Annotated in this window: 20 protein-coding genes; 9 read left to right on the top strand and 11 right to left on the bottom strand. The window is 43.4% G+C overall.

Going from position 1 to position 22,078, the window contains the following annotated elements:
• Positions 1 to 45 precede the first annotated feature (45 nt).
• On the top strand, positions 46 to 585 hold the full coding sequence (locus tag CUN85_RS06970) for a PGF-CTERM sorting domain-containing protein (RefSeq protein WP_135389608.1): 540 nt from the start codon (positions 46 to 48) through the stop codon (positions 583 to 585).
• A 115-nt stretch (positions 586 to 700) separates the two neighbouring features.
• On the opposite strand, the gene polX is transcribed toward CUN85_RS06970, so the two are convergent.
• From polX to CUN85_RS06990, 4 genes are all read right to left on the bottom strand, one after another.
• Complete coding sequence (gene polX / locus CUN85_RS06975) at positions 701 to 2,419, bottom strand: DNA polymerase/3'-5' exonuclease PolX (protein ID WP_135389609.1); 1,719 nt, start codon at positions 2,417 to 2,419, stop codon at positions 701 to 703.
• Complete coding sequence (locus CUN85_RS06980; RefSeq protein WP_135389610.1) at positions 2,416 to 4,125, bottom strand: ATP-dependent DNA ligase; 1,710 nt, start codon at positions 4,123 to 4,125, stop codon at positions 2,416 to 2,418. Before CUN85_RS06980 ends, polX begins: the two co-directional genes overlap by 4 nt.
• 190 nt (positions 4,126 to 4,315) lie before the next feature.
• Complete coding sequence (locus tag CUN85_RS06985; RefSeq protein ID WP_135389611.1) at positions 4,316 to 4,786, bottom strand: metal-binding protein; 471 nt, start codon at positions 4,784 to 4,786, stop codon at positions 4,316 to 4,318.
• Positions 4,787 to 5,321: 535 nt separating this feature from the next.
• On the bottom strand, positions 5,322 to 6,761 hold the full coding sequence (locus CUN85_RS06990) for a ribulose-bisphosphate carboxylase (RefSeq protein WP_135389612.1): 1,440 nt from the start codon (positions 6,759 to 6,761) through the stop codon (positions 5,322 to 5,324).
• Positions 6,762 to 6,932: 171 nt separating this feature from the next.
• Here CUN85_RS06990 and CUN85_RS06995 point away from each other — a divergent pair, with 171 nt between their 5' ends.
• The 4 genes from CUN85_RS06995 (at position 6,933) to CUN85_RS07010 (ending at position 11,314) form a co-directional block, all read left to right on the top strand.
• Positions 6,933 to 7,676, top strand: a complete 744-nt coding sequence (locus tag CUN85_RS06995) for an SIMPL domain-containing protein (protein ID WP_135389613.1) — start codon at positions 6,933 to 6,935, stop codon at positions 7,674 to 7,676.
• Between the two features lie 519 nt (positions 7,677 to 8,195).
• A complete protein-coding gene (locus CUN85_RS07000; RefSeq protein ID WP_135389614.1) occupies positions 8,196 to 9,674 on the top strand; it encodes a sensor histidine kinase in 1,479 nt (492 codons plus the stop codon).
• Positions 9,675 to 9,806: 132 nt separating this feature from the next.
• Positions 9,807 to 10,769 carry a methenyltetrahydromethanopterin cyclohydrolase gene (mch, locus tag CUN85_RS07005; RefSeq protein ID WP_135389615.1) on the top strand — a complete coding sequence of 321 codons (963 nt, stop codon included), beginning with the start codon at positions 9,807 to 9,809 and terminating at the stop codon, positions 10,767 to 10,769.
• Positions 10,770 to 10,840: 71 nt separating this feature from the next.
• Positions 10,841 to 11,314: a DUF2124 domain-containing protein gene (locus CUN85_RS07010; protein WP_135389616.1), complete on the top strand. Its 474-nt coding sequence runs from the start codon at positions 10,841 to 10,843 to the stop codon at positions 11,312 to 11,314.
• A 32-nt stretch (positions 11,315 to 11,346) separates the two neighbouring features.
• On the opposite strand, the gene CUN85_RS07015 is transcribed toward CUN85_RS07010, so the two are convergent.
• Entirely contained in the window at positions 11,347 to 12,369 is a 1,023-nt protein-coding gene (locus CUN85_RS07015) for a class I SAM-dependent methyltransferase (protein ID WP_205804384.1), read from the bottom strand.
• 103 nt (positions 12,370 to 12,472) lie between these two features.
• Here CUN85_RS07015 and CUN85_RS07020 point away from each other — a divergent pair, with 103 nt between their 5' ends.
• Positions 12,473 to 13,225, top strand: a complete 753-nt coding sequence (locus tag CUN85_RS07020) for an ArsR family transcriptional regulator (RefSeq protein ID WP_135389617.1) — start codon at positions 12,473 to 12,475, stop codon at positions 13,223 to 13,225.
• Here the strand turns inward: CUN85_RS07020 and CUN85_RS07025 are convergent.
• The 6 genes from CUN85_RS07025 to CUN85_RS07050 form a co-directional block, all read right to left on the bottom strand.
• On the bottom strand, positions 13,209 to 13,892 hold the full coding sequence (locus tag CUN85_RS07025) for a DUF2110 family protein (protein ID WP_135389618.1): 684 nt from the start codon (positions 13,890 to 13,892) through the stop codon (positions 13,209 to 13,211). The genes CUN85_RS07020 and CUN85_RS07025 overlap by 17 nt on opposite strands.
• Positions 13,893 to 13,894: 2 nt before the next feature.
• Positions 13,895 to 14,476, bottom strand: a complete 582-nt coding sequence (locus CUN85_RS07030) for a MarR family winged helix-turn-helix transcriptional regulator (protein WP_135389619.1) — start codon at positions 14,474 to 14,476, stop codon at positions 13,895 to 13,897.
• A gap of 105 nt (positions 14,477 to 14,581) precedes the next feature.
• Entirely contained in the window at positions 14,582 to 15,745 is a 1,164-nt protein-coding gene (locus tag CUN85_RS07035) for a tRNA (guanine(10)-N(2))-dimethyltransferase (RefSeq protein ID WP_135389620.1), read from the bottom strand.
• A 20-nt stretch (positions 15,746 to 15,765) separates the two neighbouring features.
• Positions 15,766 to 16,287: a plastocyanin/azurin family copper-binding protein gene (locus tag CUN85_RS07040; RefSeq protein WP_135389621.1), complete on the bottom strand. Its 522-nt coding sequence runs from the start codon at positions 16,285 to 16,287 to the stop codon at positions 15,766 to 15,768.
• 61 nt (positions 16,288 to 16,348) lie between these two features.
• Entirely contained in the window at positions 16,349 to 17,005 is a 657-nt protein-coding gene (locus tag CUN85_RS07045) for a metallophosphoesterase family protein (RefSeq protein ID WP_135389622.1), read from the bottom strand.
• A gap of 38 nt (positions 17,006 to 17,043) precedes the next feature.
• Positions 17,044 to 17,817 carry a TIGR00266 family protein gene (locus tag CUN85_RS07050; protein WP_135389623.1) on the bottom strand — a complete coding sequence of 258 codons (774 nt, stop codon included), beginning with the start codon at positions 17,815 to 17,817 and terminating at the stop codon, positions 17,044 to 17,046.
• A 192-nt stretch (positions 17,818 to 18,009) separates the two neighbouring features.
• On the opposite strand from CUN85_RS07050, the gene CUN85_RS07055 reads away from it, so the two are divergent.
• From CUN85_RS07055 to CUN85_RS07065, 3 genes are all read left to right on the top strand, one after another.
• On the top strand, positions 18,010 to 19,500 hold the full coding sequence (locus tag CUN85_RS07055; protein WP_235856248.1) for an aminotransferase class I/II-fold pyridoxal phosphate-dependent enzyme: 1,491 nt from the start codon (positions 18,010 to 18,012) through the stop codon (positions 19,498 to 19,500).
• Between the two features lie 74 nt (positions 19,501 to 19,574).
• A complete protein-coding gene (gene cobD / locus CUN85_RS07060; protein WP_135389625.1) occupies positions 19,575 to 21,068 on the top strand; it encodes a threonine-phosphate decarboxylase CobD in 1,494 nt (497 codons plus the stop codon).
• The gene (locus CUN85_RS07065; protein ID WP_135389626.1) at positions 21,065 to 22,060 is read left to right on the top strand and encodes a cobalamin biosynthesis protein; all 996 of its coding nucleotides are present in this window, start codon (positions 21,065 to 21,067) and stop codon (positions 22,058 to 22,060) included. The genes cobD and CUN85_RS07065 overlap by 4 nt, the downstream gene beginning before the upstream one ends.
• Positions 22,061 to 22,078: the final 18 nt, after the last annotated feature.

Raw genomic sequence — 22,078 nt, forward strand, 5'->3', positions numbered from 1 at the left:
TACATACTGACTAAATCATTCTTCTTAGAAAAGAGTGGTGGACATATGAGATATAAGATACTTGCCGTACTCCTGTCAGTGATTATAATATTGCTGGGCTCATTCACTGTAACTGCAAGACCTCCATATCTGGAGACTTTCAACGAACAATATTACACAGAAGACACAAAGCTTGACGCATGTCTTACATGTCACAACAATGCAAACGGCGGAGGGCCAAGGAATCCTTATGGGATGGCGTATGAGGAAAACGGGAGAGACTTTGCTTCAATTGAAAACCTGGATTCTGACGGGGACGGGTTCACCAATCTGGAAGAGATCAATAATCTGACCTTCCCAGGTGATCCTGCTGATAAGCATCAGACAGCATCAGAGGCGCCATCAGAGACAGGAGACAATGAAAACGATCCGGCAGAGGATAGGGATATGGAAGATGCATCTGCACCTGCAAACGAAAGTGAACCACAGGAAACCACCGGAGAGCCATCCGGCGACTCAGCATCTGAACAGCAATCCCCTGGATTTGGTGCCGTTCTTGCGATTGCCGGAATAACATCAGCCATATACTTAAAAAGGGAGAGATAAGCCAAAAAATCCAAAAATTTAAACAGAAGTCAGATCGTTACTGATACATCTCTGATCTTTAAAGTATCAGAGATGCATCAGGCATAATTAAGATTTCTGTTATAAATATCCCCTTTTAAGCTTTAAGCATTTTTTTGAGGCTGTTATATGAAAATGTATTGACAACATCATCCTTTGTCAACCACCCCCTGCGTGCCTGACCTACACCAAATCTCATGAAATCAAGATTGGGTACAGAGTGACTGTCCGTATTAATACTGAACTTTACACCAAACATCTTTGCCTGCAATATCAGCTTGTCATTCAGGTCAAGTCTTTCGGGATGGCTGTTTATTTCCAGTATTTTTTCCTTGTCGGCAACGGTCTCAAAAATCATATCAAAATCAGCATTATAGGGTTCTCTTTTACCAATCAGCCTTCCGGAAGGATGCCCCAGAATGTTGAGATACTTATTCTCAAGTGCAGCTACAATCCGTTCAGTCATTTCTTCCTTTGCGGACTCAAATCCGGAGTGAACCGAACCTACAACAATGTCAAGTCCGCCCAGAACCTCATCCGGATAATCCAGGCTGCCATCTTTCAATATATCCACTTCAGCACCTTTAAGGATTTTCACATCATATTCTCCTGAGATCCGGTCGATTTCTTCCCATTGTAGCTTCAGTTCTTCGATCTCCATGCCCTTAGATATTCTCCGGGATCTTGAATGATCTGTTATCGCAATATATTCATAGCTCATGTCCTCCGCAGCCCTGACAACATCCTCAAGGCTGTCACTGCCTTCACTAAATGTAGTATGAATGTGAAGGTCTCCTTTGATGTCATTGAGCGTTACCAGTTCAGGAAGGCTATTCTGCCTGGCAATATCGACCTCCCCCCTGTTCTCCCGGAGTTCCGGCGGGATGTACTGAAGACCAAGCCTTTCGTATATACCCTGTTCACTCTCACCTTCGACTTTTTCTTGAGAGACTTTCCCGAAAAGGCCATATTCTGACAGTTTATAGCCTTTTGAGATCGCAAGGTCCCTCAATGCTATGTTATGGTCCTTGGAGCCCGTAAAATACTGCATAGCCGCACCATAGCTCTCAGCGGGAACGACCCTTAGGTCCACATGTATCCCACCTTTTAGTATTACAGTGCTTCTGGTGACTCCCCGGGATTCGACCCTTTCAACATTTTCCATACTTACAAAGGTATTCATGGTCCTGTCAGGATCACTGGCAATAACAAGCATATCGATATCACCTATCGTCTCTTTCATCCTGCGCAAAGAACCTGCATAATCGATCTTCTCAAGGTCACTGTGCTCTTTCATATAAGTTATGACATCTTCTGCCAGGTTCATGGCTTTTCCAAGCTGCATGCGATCATGACTCTTTTCAAACATTCCGATAGATTTCAGGATATTCTTTTCGGTCTTTTCACCGAATCCTGTGAGGTTCTTTATCTGATGCTGTTCCACAGCCTCCCTGAGATCGGAGACGGTTTTAATATTTAGTTGTTCAACAAGCTTTTTCACTTTTTTAGGACCAAGACCTCTTATTTCCACAAGTTCACCGGTTTTGACAGGCGATTTCTCTTTGAGTTTTTCGAATTTCCCCACCTCCCCGGTTTCAAGATATTCAATAATATGATCTGCAATGCGGCTTCCAATCCCTGGTATTTCTTCCAGTCCTTTTTTTCCCCTGTCCCTGTAGATATTGCTTATGTCTTCATTCAGGTCTTCTATCTTTCTCGCAGCTTTCCTATAGGCACGAGGTTTCCATTCCACCTCATTTAATTCAAGGATATCTGCAGCTTCATATAGAATATCTGCAATCTCGCGGTTGATCATCCCATATCACTTATTTCCCTGACCGTCGTGGCTTCTGCTGGCCCTTTATCGTATCTTGTTCTTAAAAATCTCGGGAACCTGAGTGCAAATCCTTTTTTTCCATCACTTTTTCCTGCTGTATGACCGGGACTTCTGGTTATCTGGGAACCCAGTACTTCTATGATTACCGACGGGTCAACATACCTGTCAGGCTCCATGCTCTTATTTATTACTACGTTTGCAGGTACCTTATCGATAAGATGTTCTTCAAGCAATGTGTTCAACTCATCAAGATCATCATCGGTAAATCCTGTACCTACCTTTGTGAACGTCTCGTACTGACCTTTTTCTTTATTCAGTACCGCACATAACAGTGCACCAAATGAAGTTTTTCTCTTTCCTTTTCCATAATAGATTCCGACAACCACCAGGTCAAAGGTCTCCCTGATTCCTTCAGCATATTCCTTCTTCCATTTGACCCAGAGCCATCCTCTTTTACCTGGCTGATAAACAGAGTCCTCTGATGTGGATTTGATAATTATTCCCTCAAGCCCTTTTTTAATACATTCATCAAAAAAATCCTGAATTACAGTGATCTTCGGACTTACTACTCTGCGTGATAGTTTGATCTTATCCGTTACTTTCAGGTTTTTCTCAAGTTGTTTCCTTCTTTCTGGATAGGATGATTGCAGTAAGGACCGGCCTTCAAGATAGATCACATCAAAGAAAAAAACAGCAACCGGTATATTATCTATATATTTTTCTACATCATGTTTCCTTCTTCTTTGCATAAGTTCCTGAAAGGGCCGTATCTTTGAATCCTTATATGCAACTATCTCACCATCGATAACGATTTCTTCCGATCTGACTCCATCGCGCAACGCTTCGATGACGTCGGGAAATTGTTTAGAGATATCTTCCAGTCTCCTGGAGAATGCCCTGATATTATCTCCGTCAATATGCACCTGTACTCTTTCACCATCGTATTTTTCCTCGGCTGCCATCTCACCTGGAAATATCTTATTCAGTTTTTCGATGGTGTCAACCCTTTTTGCAAGCATCATCCTGACCGGCCTCCCTACTTTTATAGAGAAACTGTCAAGCGAAGTTATACCCTGTTCTGCCAGTGACTGCGCAAGTTCACCAATATCGCTGCAGATATTGTAGGTGTCCTCTATTTTTCCTGCATTGTTCCTGTCATCCGTAAATGCCAGAGCCATAGCTTCTATCAGGAATTGCTCCCCGAATCCCAGTCTTAGTTGCCCAAGGACAATCCTCATTATATATTTTGCTTCCTCAGGTGTGGATCCTTCCAGCAGTTTTGAGAGAATAGACACCTTTTTGATCTGACTTCTATCCCCGGTGCTGTCCCTGATCTTTATCAGTTGCCCGAAGACATCCCTTATACTCATGGAACTTCTTTGCCGTTCATTCAATTTGGAAGCCACATCCCCAAGATCTCCAAGTTCAGAAAAGCGTTCGGATACATCTTCTTTTGAGACATCGTAGGCAGATGATATAGCCCTTATGCCAAGCCTCTCTCCAATACCCAGGTCAATGTCCTCGAATTTGGGCCCAATGTTCCCCAATGCAAAATAGGCAGAAATTCCTGCATCTTCAGGTTCGAGCTTCTTCAGGAAGGATGCCAGTGTTTCCACTATTTCCTTATGAGAGTTCATTTTTTCAATATCTGAGTATACCTCTGCAATTTTCCCGAAATTCCCCATATTTCCTGCCCGGCAATACAATATTGGAATTGAAGACAGAAATAATTTTAGTCCGCCGGTTACAAGCTTTTTATTTGTCTCATATATATAGCAGCCACTTAGTAAGGATTCCCAAAAGCACCGCAATGGTAAAACTGAGAAATTACAGAGATGCCGGGTTCAAAACTGGGAAGAACTGAACTTCCCTATGTTAAAAAGCACTTTTCATCTTTGAAATAAAAGCATCGGATATTATATGCACCTCTATTGACAGAACAATACCTGCAATAGTCGCTATGATGAATCCTGCAGGCAGATTCTGCATACCAAAACCTGCAAGCAGTAACAAGGGAACTACTATCAGTGCAAGGTTAATTAATATTGACAAAGGTCCAAGTATCGGATTATGGGAGAATCCTCTATGTTTGAATATGACTTTGTAGGGCCACCAGAGTACTCTGAGAATCCCCCATCTTTTATAGGGCTTACTATCGATGTCAAGGTCAGGGCTAAGGAAGAATGTTGCAAAAACATAGGCTGCCGCAAAGATCAGTATAGTATAGGCGTTCAGGTAATTTATAAATTCAGCAGGTTCTTTCAATGTTGTAAAGTAAATAAGTCCTGATATTGTAACCATCAACACTGCTACGTTGATCATTTCATGCATTTTTCCGCCTGGCATTATTCATCTATCTCCTCGGTATGGATTTTATTTATTTTAAGCCTCGAATAGTATTATAACCTTCGTATCAGGGAAATGATGGCTATTGTAGAAGCAGAACCAGATCAAAAGGATTTACTGTGATCTGCCAATAGCACATATCATCATAATGATGCTCAACATATATTATAGTATAGATATATTTATATAGTTGAAATTAGTAGTAGGATTTGCAGTCATATGATCCCTAAATTCTAGGTGGCTGCAGACCATTCGGTGGTACGATATGGATTGATCGGGAAAACGCTGAAGCACAAAAAACGATTGCTATAAAGGAACGTTATCATGCCAAATATTGCCTCATTCCCTCAAGAGAACCGGCTTGCTAACGTTCCGGCTTTCAGCAGTCATTATTAGTGGAGTATGAGCGATGGTGGAGTTACATTCCGGCAATGTCGGGATGTACCGGGTTATTGTCAAAAAATATGGAAAGCACTTTATTTGTGCTTTTCTTTATATTTTCTGCTGTAACATCATACTGGTTTTATTTTTAAGATCACATGGCATCTTTTGATGCCTTTGCGAAGTATTCGATCGCCTGTGCCAGTTCCTCGTGGCCCCTGGAATATTCCTGTATATCAATGCCTTTGAGATAGGCATCGCATGCCTGGACCAGAGCCCTGGCACCTAGTTGTGTTCCACCGGGATGGGCATGTACGCCGGAACCCATTGTCGTTATGAAATCCACATTACCCATAACATCAATAAAAGGTTTTAGTCTTACAGGATTCAGGCCTCCGGAAACAATTGGACAGCATTTTTTCATACCCCTCCAACTGTCATCCTCCAGGATTACGTGATGGGCTACGTCCTCGTTCACAAGTCCAATGGCATCCTTGTCGGTCTCCGGTATCTTGGTCCATGCCTGCTTGAAGAAGTGGCCTTCTGAGCTCAAATACTGGATGCCGTGCGCAGCAACAACATCCTCTTCTGGTGTTCCTTTCATCTTGCCGACACCGGCAGTGCCTGTATGGATCCCGGAGGCACCGGCAAGCCTTGCAAATTTAGACAGTACCAGGACTGAGAATCCCAGAGGGTTCTCCGGCCGGGTGAAAGCGCCATGTGCCGCCCTGTGGAAATGAATGAATACATTCGGGTATCTTCGCCTGAGCGTCTGCACAGCCGTCCAGCCTGCAGTGATGCCATCGATTAGGAATGCATAACTTCCCGGTTCGAAACCGGCATTTATAATCATTTCGCATCTTTGGATCATGGTGTCAAAATCGGCGGCTGAAACATTGAACGAGTGAACCTTTTTCTGCCCTGTTTCCCTGACAGCTTTATCCATTGCCTCCTTCACATGTTTTACCATTTTGTCGTAGGGACAGAAATCCTGGTTGGCCTGTGGCTCGTCATTTTTAACAAAGTCACCGCCTCCTGCCCAGAAATCATAACAGACCTCAGCATACTCAGCAGATGTAAGCCCCATCTTTGGTTTCACAATGGTCCCAAGAATTGGCCTTTCATATACATCCAGGTATTTTCTCATGTCATCCACTGTATAGCTCGGACCGTCATATTGCTCAAGCATCGATGGGGAGAACCATACATCCAGCAGTTTCAAAGCAGCAACTTCCTTCATTCCCAGAATATTCCCGACAATATAGGTCAAAATGTTCTGTACATTGCCACCCCTGTCAAAAAGCCTCCAGGGATAAGCTATCCAGACAAGTTCCCTTTCCAGATCAATCTGATAGACCAGAGCATTCATTGTTTTGGAGAAAGATGTCTCAGTATTGACCTTAAAATTCGTACCTGTGGAAGATTCAGCAGCAACTTCAGCAGCTGCCTGCAAAACGTTGAATTTGCCACCCGGGACCAGATGGAAAACACTGAGGAGATATTCCCCGTTGGTCGGGTCCGGCAATTCCAGATTTACATATGCTTCCTGTTTGGAGTTAAGCGACCTGATCAGATCATCGTGAATCGAATTCATGTAAGAAAATACAGTCTGCAATCTATTTTAGTTTTTGGAATGGGTTTAGTAACAAAACCTAGGGATGCATGCAAATTGATTATTATGGATCTTCCGGGATGAATACTACTCCTGGATAAGAACTTTAAGAGATAAACAATATAAATATCAAACAAAGAGAAGGTGGGTTTTTTGTCACAACAGAATTCAAACAGTAAACTATACTATATGATTATTGCATTGTCAGTAGCCCTGTTATTTATGGCAGCATCACAATATGCAAGTTCACAGGAGGCAGCACAAGAAGATACGGAGCATACCATTCAGCTGAACGGAAATGCGGAAACCAGAGTTGTTCCTGATACTGCAACTATAGACATAGGTGTTGTAGTGCAGTCCCGGACAGCACAGGAAGCATCAGATGAGAATGCGGTCTTAATGAGTGCAGTTATAGGAGAACTCAGATCAATCGGACTGGAAGAAGAGGAAATCCAGACATCATTTGTATCCGTGCGCCCTGTATATGACTATAACGGAACACAAACTATTGTTGGCTACTCTGCATTCAATAGCGTTCAGGTAACAACTACGATGCTTGATAACCTGAGTGATGTCATTGACAGGTCTACAGCGGCAGGTGCAAATCAGATCGGAAGTATTTCCTTCTCAGCATCTGATGAGATGCAAAAAGAGTTTAGAGAAGATCTCATCGCAGATGCGGTAGCTGATGCATCATCAAAAGCCGACATGCTTGCTGAGAACCTGAATGTTGAGATAATTGGAGTGCAATCATCATCATTAAGAGACAGTAGCGGACCGATAGTTTCTTATGATACAGCAGAAGTGCCTACGGAAGAAAGAGCAGCATCTACCCCTATTCAGCCAGGAGAATCAACTGTTTCCATGTCAGTTCAGATAATATATCTTATTGAATGAGTTGTTCAGAAAGCTCATAAAAACGGGCAATTCTCCAGTATATGCACATCCACAGGTATGACCGGCACAGGATTATCAATGTCAGGATGGCTACAATAGTACGAAGTACCAACTCTGGCCCTTCCGGGAATACCAGCACATTTGGTAAACAGTGGAATTGACTTTCTATAATTACAGTTAAAACATTTCATGTTTTGATCCTGCATTATTAATGCATTTGATATTTGTAATTACTATAAGTTTGATAAGCAAGGGATTGAAGAATTAACTGGATATTTCCTTGGTTGAGAGTTTTTGATTTTCTTTTATTATACATTCATATCTTATAAATGAACTCTATGACCAATTTAATAGAAGTTATAAAGGCAGATGTGCATATTTATGCATATTCATAAATGACCACAGTCCTTTTCCATAACAACTTTTTCAAATACACATATAATTAATATCAGCCAGGTTTCAAGAGCAAGATGTAAAAGCGTAGATATATATAAAATTGAAAATATACTATATTCTTATATGGCATCTATAACCAGGCACAAAATACTCGTGGTTGATGATGAGGTACTGAATGTTGAACTGATGCGTGCATACCTGAGCAACGAGCATGATGTCATTTCCGCATATAATGGTAAGGATGCACTGGAAAAGATTAAGACTGAGAATCCGGATCTCATCCTGCTTGACGTAATGATGCCTGAGATGGATGGCTACGAAGTCTGCAGGGTCATCAGACATGATTATCAGATGAAGTTCATTCCAATCATCATGGTGACAGCACTGACATCCAAGGATGACCATAACAAAGGTATTGAAGCCGGTGCGGATGACTTCCTGAAAAAGCCCGTCGGAAAATTCGAACTTGACAAAAAGATATCCTCTCTTTTAAGAATCAAGTTACAACATGACAACCTGCTCACCGACAGGAACAAGGCTTATAATTATCTGGACTATGTGGGTGTACTCATAGCTGTCCTTGATAACAACTATAATCTTGTTCACATCAACAAAAAAGGTTCAGATTTCCTTGAGTACAGAAAGGACAGGGTCCTTAACACGAACTGGATTAGCTCTTTTGTGCCGGAAAAATATGCAGACAATGTTAAAAATACCTACGACGAACTAATCAAAGGTGCGGCCAGAATTGATGAATACCATGAATACCCACTTATTATTGGTAGTGGTGAAGAAAGGCACTTCATGTGGTATGATTCAGTACTGAGGGATAAAGAAGGCAACATTTCGAACATCCTGATATCAGGGGAGGATATCACTGAACGAAAAAAAGCCGAGGTCAAATTGCAGGATTATGCCTATCAATTGGAGCGTTCCAATGAACTGAAAGATCTCTTCACTGACATCCTGCGCCACGACCTGCTAAATCCTGCAGGTCTCATAAGATCGTTCACTGAGATCCTGATTGAGATCGAGATGGACGAAAGGAAAAAACATATCATAAGCAATATCAATGAATCGACTTCAAAGCTCATAGACCTTATCGAAGGAGCTGCCCATCTCGCAAAGATCGAGTCCATGGAAGAAATAGGATTTGTCAGGGTTGACCTTGCATCACTTTTGCAGGAATCTATCGAGAACTTCGCTCTGGATATTGAGAACAAGAATATTGATGTGGATACTTTGTTCATGGGTACTTATCCTGCACTTGCAAACCCGATGATAGAAAGGGTCTTCAGCAATTTGCTTTCAAATGCTGTCAAGTACACTGCAAATGAAAGTATGGTTAAGATAAGTGTCGATGATGCAGGAGATAAATGGAAGGTCAGTTTCACAGACCAGGGAGAGGGTATACCTGACAAGGACAAAATAGCAGTATTTGAACGTTTCAAGCGCCTTCACAAAGATAACATACGAGGTAGCGGCATTGGACTTGCCATTGTCAAGAGGATCGTAGACCTACATCACGAACAGGTTGGTGTCATCGATAACCCGGATGGTAAGGGAAGTATTTTCTGGCTTACCCTCAAAAAAGCTCAATGATTTTTACATAATATCTCAATAATCGTTTTCCCGGGTGTATTGAAGATCCGGCTTACTATCATGTCTATTTTCGAAACTTATATATGCTTACCAGCCCAATGACACTCGATTAACTGCATAAGAGTGATAAACGTGATAAGTGTCAACGAAAAGGGACTTGCTATTATTGATGAGATGCTTGACTGGGAAGAGGACCTCAAGGTTCAATCCACAGAACTTGAAAATGGTGCGACCATCATAGACTGTGGTGTCAACATGGAAGGCGGATACGATGCAGGAATGTATCTGTCACGCCTCTGCCTTGCAGACCTTGCAGAGATCAGCTACACAAAGTTCGATCTTGACGGACTTCCGGTCCCGGCAATACAAGTAGCTACAGACCACCCGACGATCGCATGCATGGCATCCCAGTATGCCGGCTGGAGAATCTCTGTGGGCAAGTACTTCGGGATGGGTTCAGGTCCTGCAAGGGCTCTTGGTCTTAAGCCAAAGGAACTGTATGAAGAGATAGGCTACAAGGACGATTCCGAATTTGCAGTACTTGTGATGGAATCAAGCGAACTCCCCAGTGAAGAGGTAGTCGACTATATTGCAAAACACTGCAGTGTCGACACTGAGAATATTTATATCGCTGTCGCACCGACTGCTTCTATTGCAGGCAGTGTCCAGATATCCGCCCGTGTAGTTGAAACAGGTATTCACAAGCTCGAGTCCATCGGATTCGATATCAACACAATCAAGAGCGGTTTTGGTGTTGCACCTATCGCACCGATAGTAGGGGATGACACAAAATGCATGGGTTCCACCAATGATTGTATTATCTACTGTGGTGAGACCTACTACACCGTCGAGTACGGGGATGCAGAGAAGCTCGCCGATTATGTCAAACAGGTACCTTCCACAACTTCGAGGGATTTCGGAAAACCCTTCTATACGACGTTCAAGGAAGCGGGATTTGACTTCTTCAAGGTCGATGCCGGAATGTTCGCACCTGCAAAGATAACCATCAATGACAAGAAGAGCAACAAATCCTTCACCAGTGGAAGGATAAACCCCGGCATCCTGCTCGAATCCTTCGGTGTCAAGGAAGTCTGACTTTTAAAAAGTATATTCTTAACGTACAACCTTCTGGTTGTACTCTTTTTTTTAGGTTTTTTGGTGGAATTATGAAAGCAATTAATACAACACAGGGCATTGGCGGCCAGCTGACCGAATTCAGGAAACTTGTCGAAAAATCCGAGAAGATAACTTTTGTAGGAACTGCCGGATTCTGTACTCCCTTCGCCGAACTGATGGCATTTGTCCTGAGAAAAAGCGATAAACAAATGACATTCATCCCTGATCTGAAATTCGAGGAAGCAAGGTCCATTATTTCAACATCTCATGGAATGCAGGTTGGTGATTCCGCTGATCCTCGTGCAGACACTGTTGTACTGCTGGGCGGACTGGCAATGCCAAAAACCGGGATAGAAGCCGGGAAGATGAAGGAGATGACAGATCGTATACTTGATGGTTCCGGTAGAAGACTCATTATCGGCATCTGTTTCCAGTCAATATTCCAGAAAATGGACTGGCCTGATTTCATTGATTTTGATTATATTATTGACGCGGATATGACGAATCAGGTGCTGAAAATTTAATTGTTTATTTTAACTTATTTTCCTTGTTTATTCTAATTAACCCACACATCCACAACAACATGCCAGACACCGGGTGAGTATTTCTTAACCCTGCGACAATCCCTTATCTCAACCCGTCTTCCCTCTCTTAAAGCCGCCTCTTTTATACGGGACACCGGTCTGTCAAATACAAGGGATTCTGGTGTTGTTTCATGGTAATGAAGCATGCCTCCTTTCTTTTTGATGGCCCGGATGCCGTATTGCAGATAATGATGTGTGGTACCCACATATCCCATTATCACCCTGTCCGCGATTCCCTGAGGTGTAAGTTCGGCACAGTCCCCATCTAGGGGTTCTATGATATTATCAACTTTATTCAATGAGACATTTTCCCGAAGGTAAGCAAAAGATTCAGGGTTCAGCTCAATGGATATTATCTTAAGCGGGCAGGCGTGGACGGCAATAGGGATTGAAAAATATCCGATACCTGCAAACATATCAACGATTGTCTCATCAGAGCCCACGCTGCTCATAAGCTTTTTCTCGTAGAGGTTTCCCTTTGAGAACATGACCTTTGTAACATCAAGTTTGAAAAGGCACTTGTTCTCCTTGTGAATTGTTTCGGTGAATGAGCCTGCAATGAGCTCTCTTCTCGGCCTTCTGAGCTGTCCTTCGATACCGAGGTCCCTGACGACCGTCCTGCATGAAGGGTACATATCGAGAAGTTTCTCAGCTATCAAGGATTTATGATCCTCAATACGGGCATCGATATTCACAACAATGATATCTCCGAGTATCTGCCATCCCGAAGGGGCGAGTTCGAGGTCTGTTTCAGGAATAAGGTCACGAAGTCTGTCTTTGAGGGTCTTTGTTTTTCTGTAGTACTCGGGATTTTCCTGCTCTACAGTTCTCAGTTCCTTGTATCCGGATGTTACCGGGATTTCAAGGAACAGCTGCCCGTCGATAGTGCTTGTCCTTATCTTCCTGTCAAGGTCAAGCATGGCACTCTCAAGAAGTTCCTGTCTCAGTGTTTCAGCTTCGGAGGCGTGTACAATGATAGCTTTTCTCACACTCATCTTTTTCAACCGCAGTATTTTAGAGATACACAAATATGCCATAGAAGTATTTATTCGTTAGGCAGCGAACATTTATATACATTGTCTATTAATTGAGTACTGCATGAATAATGGAGACAGTACTGCAATCTTTTCCACAGAAGCGGGTTTCATTGCATTGAACGGTTCTGTAAAGATACAGATTCTGGAACTTTTGAAAAACGGATCAAAATCCTTTGATGAAATAGTAAATCACACGGGGAAAGCAAAAGCTACTATCTCTGTTCACCTCAAAGACCTTCGATCCTGCAGCCTGCTGGAAGAACATGTGGACCCTGATGACCGACGCAAGAAAATATATTCTCTGAGATGTCAGTATGTAGCCTGTTCACAGGAACCAGGGCTCGAACACTATACGGACATGCTGAAGATCATTTCTTCTACTGATTTTGAGAGATTTGGAAGCCTTGTATGCGTTTTCCATGCTGTCCAGTACGGTTTTCTTGCCAACGGAATAAACTGTGATCCCATAATGCGGAATATTGGCAGAGATGTTGGCAAGAGCTTTGCACATAGTTTAATATCAACTGAACCTGATGATCTTTTTGCGGAAATGGAAGTATTCTGGGAAAAGAACGATATCGGTAAGTTCTCTGTTCTAAGTAAAGATCCTTTAAAACTGGAGGTCCACGATTTCTTTGCCTGTAAGTCCCTCCCTATCAAAACCAAAGTGCTCTGTACCTTTGTAAAAGGGGTTTTCGAAGGAGTCTTCATTGACAAGTTTGCAATAGATTGTACTATGGAAAATATATCTGTTTGCAACAATAATTGTGAACCGTGTATCCTTGTGATGAAAGAATTTAAGAAGCTTTTATAACTCCCAGTTCACCACTCACAAACCTGCCAATAGATGCTACTATACCCGGCCCTTCAGTGTTCCCACGACATGTAATGACATGTTCCATCAGTCCCAGACGTTCAATCCCGAAGATATCCCTTCCATGACCTGTTCTTTTGATGGCTGCCTTGAGTTCAGAGCGGGTCACGGCGTTTGCAATGACATGATCGAATCCTGATTTCTTCCAGTTCCACAGGATGTCCACCTGCTTCTTTGTGAAATCTCCTGTGAGATTTTCTGCATCGGTTATCGCTATCTCAACAGGCAGGTGGCTGATCATTCCAAAACGTGAAGCTATCTGTCTGGCATTTCCGGTTCCAAGTACACCGAGTTTATTTCCAGGCACTGTTACAGGTACACCGACATCCACAATTATTTCGTCACTCTCGATTCGGCGGATGAATCCTTTAAGTACATCTCCTGTCCTGACTTTCTGAACGGGCTTGCCATATTCCTCTGCCAGGAAATTTGCTGCGAATTCCTCATCCTCCCCGGTTATTTCCAGGGTCAGCCATCCATCCTCCGAAACAGAATAAGTGGCTGCTGCATCAAGATCTTTGAGTTCGTTGTCTATCAGTACCTGTGCCGAATGGACAGCACGTTCCTTGCTGCCATATATCTTGATAAGTAATTGTAAACTGATCATTGTTAACCGGATTTGACTTTTTGTTTCATAACGTTATCGAACATATCCTGCATTTCGGATAATTTATCCAGCGAATCATCGTCGATCTCATCTTCAGATTGTTCGATGGCGCTAATAAGAAGTTGTATATCACGACTGAAAGGTCCTATCTTCCTTTGCACAGAATCAAAATCAGAACCATTATTTTGTACTTCACCATAGATCAAGCTGATACTACTGTACAGCCTGCCTATTCTATTATGAATGGTATCAGAATCGATGTTAACTGTGGGATTGTCATTCTCTTCAACATCTTCAAAGCCGTCGGACATCTCCCCTTCAAGTGCAACTATGAGGTTCTTTAATGCTTCGACCACTTTGTAACCGTGTTCAGTCAGTTCCACATATTTGACACGACCGTCAACTGAGAATTGCACAAGGCCGTGATCTTCCATTTTTGACAGGATCTTAGTTGTATGAGCAAAAGTAGAATTTATTTCTTTAGTTATGATGGATGCATATGTTTTCTGGAAAGACCAGATCGCAAGAAGTGCAAGCACCGGTTTCTCTTGCAAAAAAAGTTGTTCTGCATATTCTCTTGTCATCGTTTTCCCCTTCAAGGTTAAAATAGGATAATATGTGATTGCTAATAATTAGATTATTGATTATATATTTATGTATATATCTATATCTTAAAATAGTATATATGTTTATCGGAGCATCATTATTATGTTTTCAATTTCATCGATACCCGCATCAGTTTTAAAAGAAGTGCCACTGAAATGTGTCCTTGAAGCAGCGAATCCCCGGCTTTTCAGAGTGTTGATCAGGTCATTGATGCCGGATGCGGACACTCCGAGTCTTTTGCATATGAGATGCTGTTCATAGAAGGTAGGCATTTCCAGTTCATCCATACATAATCCTATAATCCTTTTTGCCTGTTCCTTTGTACCGGGCTCCGTTCTTTCAAGTTCTTTCAAGACATCTCCACAAAAGCCAATGTCGTGTAATTTACCTAGCCAGAGAGGACCTGCAATCAATGCCTCCGAGGAACAGCGTGGGCATCCACTTGCAATGTTTACAGCCATACCCGGAAGAATTTGCCTGAATCCACAGGGTGTACAATGTAAGATGAAGCCAATATGTTCCAGCATTTCATCAGCTTTTTTTGCACCGTTACCTATTTCGAGATAGGTTCGCACATAATGCCGGGTCGCATGCGAAAGCAATGGAACCATGAACTTGTCAGTGATTGCGAGTTCTCTTGCCACCTTTCCAAGCAGTATGCGCACTCCCATCTCAGCATGGTATTCGTTATTGAAAGGAACTGCGGAATATTTTCGTATGCCTGAATGCAGATGGGCACCGCAGAGAGGGGCCGTATCCGTTGCTGTCACAGCCAGAAGATGCACTGCACAGCGTGCAGCCGCTGCCAGAAAAGGAGCCGGCGTTCCAAACGGATCAATATCCACAATGTTGAACCTTTTCTCATGCATTAGCACATTGGCATTCTTATGTGTTGCATCAACCCTCTCCTGTAATCCCAGATGACGAATATTACGGACAATGAGCTCAAAGGCATTTTCACTCCAGTCATTCAGGGTTGTATGAACTCCGACTTCATTGGCAATTCTCAATCCACGTATACCTGAAGCCGAAAGCGCATCAAGGTACCTGATATCCTCGATAGCAATATTACGTCTTTCACTTAGCTTCTCAGCAAAAACAGAAGTTGCAGCCACAGAAATATCCCGATTAAGCTCCATGGCAGGATTATAGAAAACAGGGGCTGCTGAGGGAGGAAATGAAACTCCCTCTTCATGTACCGGAACAAGCACATCGGTTTTACCTTCTTTTACAGCCCGGATATTCATGCGTCTCAGAAGGTGCTTTTTTATTTAACTGTAATGGTACCCTTCATTCTCTCTTCAAAACCACGAATGTGGTAATTATAGGTCCCGGTCTCATTGAATGTATTTGTAAAGCTGTTTCTGTATACCAGACTTCTGTCTTCCCAGAGTCCTTCATCGCTTACCAGTACGAAGTTCCTGGCAGGCTGATTCATATTGATCCAGAAGACACTGTCACCTTCATTGATCGTGACATTACTTGGCTGCGCCAGGAAATTCTTCAAAGTGATCCTGTATGTTCGCGGGCCTGTAGACTCTACTACAGTGACACCGCTGCCCTCATTTACTTCGACATCATCTTCTGCAAGTGTTTCATTTCCATCCGCAGAAGTTACATCGTCATCTGACTGGGTTCCATTATCCATCCCGGATGTCTCATTATTGCCATCATGAATCTCAGTCTGGTCTTCATCAGGACCGTTTTCTTCAATATTGTTGTCCGTAACACAACCTGCTACGATAAGAGAGCATAACAATAGAAACGCTACAAGTATTTTAGGATTCATAATATCACCTTTCTAAAATAGATTTTTAATGTAATATAGATGTTTAAACTAATAACGATTTCTAATCAGCTTCAATAAAACAGACATCAACATCAAGCTTCTCATCTGTCGCTTGCAGATCGATCAAAGCTGCAAAACCTCTGGCAGCCATACCGGGGTTGACTACAACGGTTCCGTTCTTATTTTCGACACCTTTTGCCTCGTGTATGTGCCCGCAGACCATCAGATCGACCTTTCCCAGATATCTTGCAATGGACTTGCATCCAACATGCATGCCTCCAACCACGTCCAGAACACCATACGGAGGGGCATGCGTGAGCAGTACTGCCCGTTTTTTACTTCTTTCAGCCTCCGACATTATTTTCCCAAGCCCCTTCTCGATATCGCATTCCTCTATCTCGAAAGGAGTGCAAAAAGGTGTTGGATTTGACCCTCCCGTTCCCATGAAAGTAATATCTTTATAGGTCACAGAACGGTTATGCAGGTTAATTGCAGAGGAATCATTGATCACTTCAATGATAGATTCCGGATCACAGTTCCCGGGAACAGCCATAACCTTCTGGTCGAACATACCGATCAGCTCATGTGCTTTTTCGGCAGGTCCGAAATTGGTTATGTCGCCTGCGATCAGTACGACATCCACATGGCCGGACTTTTTTAGCAAAGCCCGGATTGCTGAGTAATTCCCATGGGGATCTGCTATTGCAAATATTCTCATAAACAAAACTGGTTTACATTTGGATATAAATGTTGCCTTCAGAAGGACCTGTTCCCTCCAAGTAGTGATCCGAGGGCACTGTCACCAAAACCGCCCGCACCTTTGGATTCACCTCTGTTCCGGGAACTTGCGGCGGCTACCATTCTGTCCGCAAGCCGTGAGAAGGGGAGGCTCTGCAGATAGACTGTACCGGGCCCCCTCAGGGCTGCAAGTACCAGCCCCTCCCCGCCAAACAGGGCATTCTTGAACCCGCTTGCAAGTTGTATATCATAGTCCACTGTTTCAGAGAATGCAGCAAGGCAACCCGTATCTACCCGGAGTGTTTCACCTGTCCGTAGTTCTTTTTCGATAAGAGTGCCGCCTGCATGCACGAAGGCCATTCCGTCACCTGTAAGCCTCTGAAGGATAAAGCCCTCTCCTCCGAAAAGACCCGCGCCGATCTTTTTAGTTAAGGCAACTTCAATCTCTATCCCCTTGGCCGCACACAGGAAAGAGTCCTTCTGACACAGGAAGCGTCCACCGTGCTTTGCGAGGTCTAGCGCAAGGACCTTGCCGGGGTAGGGAGCTCCGAAGGCAACAAATCCTTTATCGTGTCCTTCATGTGTGAAACTGGTGATGAAGAAACTCTCACCTGTAAAAGCACGTTTTAAACCTTTCAGCACCCCGCCTCCGGTGGATGTCTGCATTTTGATTCCGGGACCCATGTACATCATAGCACCAGCTTCCGCCCTGACAGATTCGTTTGGATCGAGCTCGATCTCTACGATCTGCATATCATCACCTATTATTTTATAATCAATCACATCTGCCATTTTATTTTCTCCGGATATTTTTTTGGATATGTCTTTAAAAATCAGCCTAAATATCTATATGTTGTTCGTTTAGTTTATTAGTTTATCTGATATGTAAGCAATAAATTTATACAAGAGTTTTTCCTCCACCAAAGCTCAACTGAACTTGAATAAATTAATATAGGTCCTTTGCGTACACACTTGTTGATAATTGTGTCTGAAGATGATAACCAGCTTCCAGTTAAACGATATCTAGTGGACATGTCTGCCTGCAAACACAGTAGACAGTTGAATAAGACTTCTGAAGAGTTGCATCTGGCGGAATCAGATATTGTTGATTTCAGCTCCTGCCTGAATCCCACTGGTGATCCTTTTATGTTTAAAGGAAGCAGTCTTGATATCGAAAATCTTCGCGATATAGCTGCTGCACAGTTGAAACAGTACCCTGATAACCGTTACATTGAACTCAGGTCTGCTGCCGCGCATTTCCTTGGTAAGGGAATAATATACAACAACATAATTCCCGGCAATGGTTCATGTGAACTGCTCAGGCTAATTCTTGAGTGTACTGTGAAGGAAGGAGATCAGGTCATAGTCCCCGTACCATGCCCGATTGAGTATTACCGCTCTTGCAGGATTTTCGGAGCCGTAACTCAGGAAATAGAGCTGAATGAGATGTTCCAGCTGCCGAAAAGAACAATTGAAAAAGCAAAAGTTATCATTCTCTCAAACCCAAATAATCCGACTGGAAAGCTGGTATCCCGCGAAGAGCTCAGCCAATTGGCTTCAAAATGCGCAGAACATCAGACACTCCTGATAGTAGATGAATCTGTTATAGAATTGTCAGATCCCTGCCAGAGTGTTGCGGATCTTGCAACAGGCAATGATCATCTTATTGTTATCCGTTCAATTGTAAACACTTTTGCACTGCCAGGTATCAGGTTTTCCTATGGCATAGCCTCACATGCAATGGCAGAGCTGCTGAACTCAGCAAGGCTTTCATGGAATATTGGTGCAGTTACCGAAGCTGTTGCAAAGGCCATCCTGAATCTGGAAGGCGGTCCTGACAGCAGGTATCTGGAAGAGTCAAGGAAATTCATTATTAAAGAAAGAGAATACATCGTTGAGCGACTATCTTCACTGTATGGCTTCAGACCCCTGGAAAGCAGTGCCAACTACATTCTGGTGGATATGGACGGGCATTTCATGGATTCCGAGAAGTTTGTGAAGTGCTTTGAGACCCATGGTATACTCATACGTGACTGTAGTGATATCTGCAAAGGAGAAAAACGCTATATACGCCTGTCAGTACGCTCAAGGGAAGAATTCGAAAAGCTTATCGGAAAACTGGATGATGTGTACGCAGAGTCCAGCAGAGAGGCTGCAAGGGAAAAGCTCGAGGAAACCATAGAGCATCCGGAAAAAACAGAAGCAGGAAGGGGAACCTGTAGCTACTACCCATGCCATTTTCAGGGGCAGGACTGCACTTTCTGCTTCTGTCCTTTTTATGCCTGCGAAGATGAGAGAACCGGTGGGTTCTGGATTGACAGCGCCACCGGTGGCAAGGTCTGGAGTTGTGAGAAGTGTACTCTCATGCACCAGCCAAAGATAGCAAAAAAGGTGCTGGATGTACTTATGGAGGATGGAGATACCGATGAGAATATCCGGAAAGCCTGGAAAGAGGTTATAACCTCACTTATCTAGTCCCTTTACACCATCCCATATCATTTAATTGATTAAGTTAATATAGGTCTAATAAACTAGAGATTGTGATTATCGTGTCAAAAAATACAGCACCTCTCCCGGTAAAAGAATATCTCCGCACACTTGAGCCCGGCGCTCACGGTGGACTGATCCGAAAAAGCTCCCAGGAACATGCCATTCCGGAGAGTGAGATACTCGATGCGAGTGCAAGCCTGAACCCTTTTGGCACACCTTTTGAGTATTCTTACACAGGACTTAAGCTCAAGTCATTGCTGGATAAGGGACTTGAGAAAATGGAACAGTACCCTGACAACCGTTACCTTGAGTTCAGGGAAGCAGCTGCCAGGTTCACGGGAATGGGTGTAAGGTCCGAGAATATCATTCCGGGAAATGGATCTACCGAGATAATCCGCCTTGTTGCGGAATGTGTGATAGAAGAAGGGGACACGGTCCTTATCCCACAACCTACCTTCAGTGAATATGAGGTCCAGTGCAAGGTGCTCGGTGCAAATATCAGATATATCCGACAGGAAGAACTTGGTGTTCTCGACGAAGATCTCCTTGAAGATGCAAAAATACTGTTCGTCTGTAATCCAAATAATCCGACAGGAATACTTTTTACAAGAGAACAGATCGCGGAAATGGCACATAAATGTGCCAAACATCATACCTTACTCTTCGTGGATGAGGCTTTCATAGAACTCGCCGACCATTCGCAGAGTGTTGCGGACATGGTAGAAGGCAACGCATATCTTTTCATACAGCGCTCCCTCACAAAGGCATTTGCTATCCCGGGCATCCGTATGGGATTTGGCATTGCTTCCACTGCTTTTGCAAATGTGCTCAATAATGCGAGGCTTTCATGGAACATGGGATGCATAGCTGACACGGTTGCAACGGCCCTTTTGAACATGGAAGGAGGTGTCGACAGCAAATATCTTGTAGATTCTAGGGGACTTATAGAGACAGAGCGTGCTTACCTGATGCAAAAACTGACACGCCGGGGATTCAAACCGTTCGAGAGCAGTGTCAATTACATATTTATAGATATATCAGAATTCTCCATGAATTCCACCGAACTTGCAGAACGTATGGCTTCACACGGAGTACTGATACGTGACTGCAGCTCCTTCCAGGAGATAGGAAATAATTATATCCGAGTCGCTGTCAGGACCAGGGAAGAGAATGAACGCCTTGTGAGCACTATTAAGCAGGTTATCAATGAGTGGGGAAAGCAACAGGCGGAGTCAATGCTTGAAACGAACCTTGCAAAGGCTGCAGATTGTGGTCGTCTTGGTAGCAACTTAAGCTGTGAATATTACCCATGTCACTTTGAAGGCCAGGACTGTACTTTTTGTTTCTGCCCCTTCTACCCATGTAAGGACGAACGTACGGGAGGGCAGTGGATCGAGAGCTCTTCAGGCGGGGATGTCTGGAGCTGCCTTTACTGTGATATAATACATAAGCCGGAAGTTGTTGACGATGTGCTCTCTGTCCTTGTTAAAGAAGGAAGGAACAAAGAGAGTATAAAGAAAGCCTGGAAAAACGCACTGGAGACCCGTTTATGATATTGCCGGTGCAGTTTGTACCAGAAGACCTCATTATAATCCTTTTACTGGCCTATGTCATTGATCTAGCTTTCAATGAACCACCATTTGCAGTTCATCCGGTGGTATGGATGGGGAATCTTATATCTGGGCTTAAAAAGATAGCACCTTCAAATTACAGAAGAGTTTATGGTATTTTCCTGGCACTTGTCACAATTACCTTTGCTGCATCCATAGCCTATGCAGTCCTGCTTGTGTTCAGCATTGAAGCCATACCCAGAATAATCCGCCTTGTCATAGCAGCTTATTTCCTCAAAGCAACGTTCTCCATAAGATGTCTTTTCGAAGCTGCCCGGGAAATAAAAAGCAAACTGGAAGCAGATAAACTAGATGAGGCCCGGCAAGGCCTGTCAATGTATGTCAGCAGGAACACTTCCAAACTTGATGAGAGTCATGTATCTTCTGCAATAATAGAAACCGTTTCCGAGAATTATGTTGACGGCATACTGACTCCGCTGTTGTTCTATGCTTGTTTCGGACCTCTTGGCCTAATCGCGGCCTATATATTCAAGGCAACCAGTACTCTTGATTCAATGGTTGGCTACAAGGATGAACGCCACCTGCAGATTGGATGGTTCTCTGCAAGGCTGGATGATGTATTAAACTGGATACCTGCACGCCTCTCTGTGATCTACATCTTCCTGGCATCTGTTGTAGTAAGTGCATCATTGAAAACCTATAAAAAGATAAGTCCTGCAGGTGCGGTGCAGCTTGCACTGAGAGACGGCATGAAGACACCATCTCCAAACTCGGGTTTTCCAATGTCCTCAGTGGCCGGGGCATTAATGATCCGACTGGAAAAACCGGGTACATACGTGCTTGGAGAGGAGTATGTTTATCCGGTACGTGAGGATGTAAGGCTGACAGCCTGGATAGTGATGGTAGCCTCTTTTATAGCGATTATTACATCTGTATTGATTATTTATGGAATAGGTCTTCTTACATTAGGCTAAATTGTAATATCGAGTATA

It is taken from the genome of Methanolobus halotolerans, assembly GCF_004745425.1.
Lineage (GTDB): Archaea > Halobacteriota > Methanosarcinia > Methanosarcinales > Methanosarcinaceae > Methanolobus > Methanolobus halotolerans.

Coding starts and splice junctions, on each gene's coding strand:
- CUN85_RS06970 (WP_135389608.1), top strand. CDS start 46: ATGAGATATAAGATACTTGCCGTACTCCTGTCAGTGATTATAATATTG.
- CUN85_RS06985 (WP_135389611.1), bottom strand. CDS start 4,786: ATGCCAGGCGGAAAAATGCATGAAATGATCAACGTAGCAGTGTTGATG.
- CUN85_RS07030 (WP_135389619.1), bottom strand. CDS start 14,476: ATGACAAGAGAATATGCAGAACAACTTTTTTTGCAAGAGAAACCGGTG.
- CUN85_RS07035 (WP_135389620.1), bottom strand. CDS start 15,745: ATGAATATCCGGGCTGTAAAAGAAGGTAAAACCGATGTGCTTGTTCCG.
- CUN85_RS07040 (WP_135389621.1), bottom strand. CDS start 16,287: ATGAATCCTAAAATACTTGTAGCGTTTCTATTGTTATGCTCTCTTATC.
- CUN85_RS07000 (WP_135389614.1), top strand. CDS start 8,196: ATGGCATCTATAACCAGGCACAAAATACTCGTGGTTGATGATGAGGTA.
- CUN85_RS07015 (WP_205804384.1), bottom strand. CDS start 12,369: ATGAGTGTGAGAAAAGCTATCATTGTACACGCCTCCGAAGCTGAAACA.
- CUN85_RS07050 (WP_135389623.1), bottom strand. CDS start 17,817: ATGGCAGATGTGATTGATTATAAAATAATAGGTGATGATATGCAGATC.
- CUN85_RS07010 (WP_135389616.1), top strand. CDS start 10,841: ATGAAAGCAATTAATACAACACAGGGCATTGGCGGCCAGCTGACCGAA.
- CUN85_RS06990 (WP_135389612.1), bottom strand. CDS start 6,761: ATGAATTCGATTCACGATGATCTGATCAGGTCGCTTAACTCCAAACAG.
- CUN85_RS07025 (WP_135389618.1), bottom strand. CDS start 13,892: ATGATCAGTTTACAATTACTTATCAAGATATATGGCAGCAAGGAACGT.
- CUN85_RS07065 (WP_135389626.1), top strand. CDS start 21,065: ATGATATTGCCGGTGCAGTTTGTACCAGAAGACCTCATTATAATCCTT.
- CUN85_RS06980 (WP_135389610.1), bottom strand. CDS start 4,125: ATGGGGAATTTCGGGAAAATTGCAGAGGTATACTCAGATATTGAAAAA.
- CUN85_RS07020 (WP_135389617.1), top strand. CDS start 12,473: ATGAATAATGGAGACAGTACTGCAATCTTTTCCACAGAAGCGGGTTTC.
- CUN85_RS07045 (WP_135389622.1), bottom strand. CDS start 17,005: ATGAGAATATTTGCAATAGCAGATCCCCATGGGAATTACTCAGCAATC.
- polX (WP_135389609.1), bottom strand. CDS start 2,419: ATGATCAACCGCGAGATTGCAGATATTCTATATGAAGCTGCAGATATC.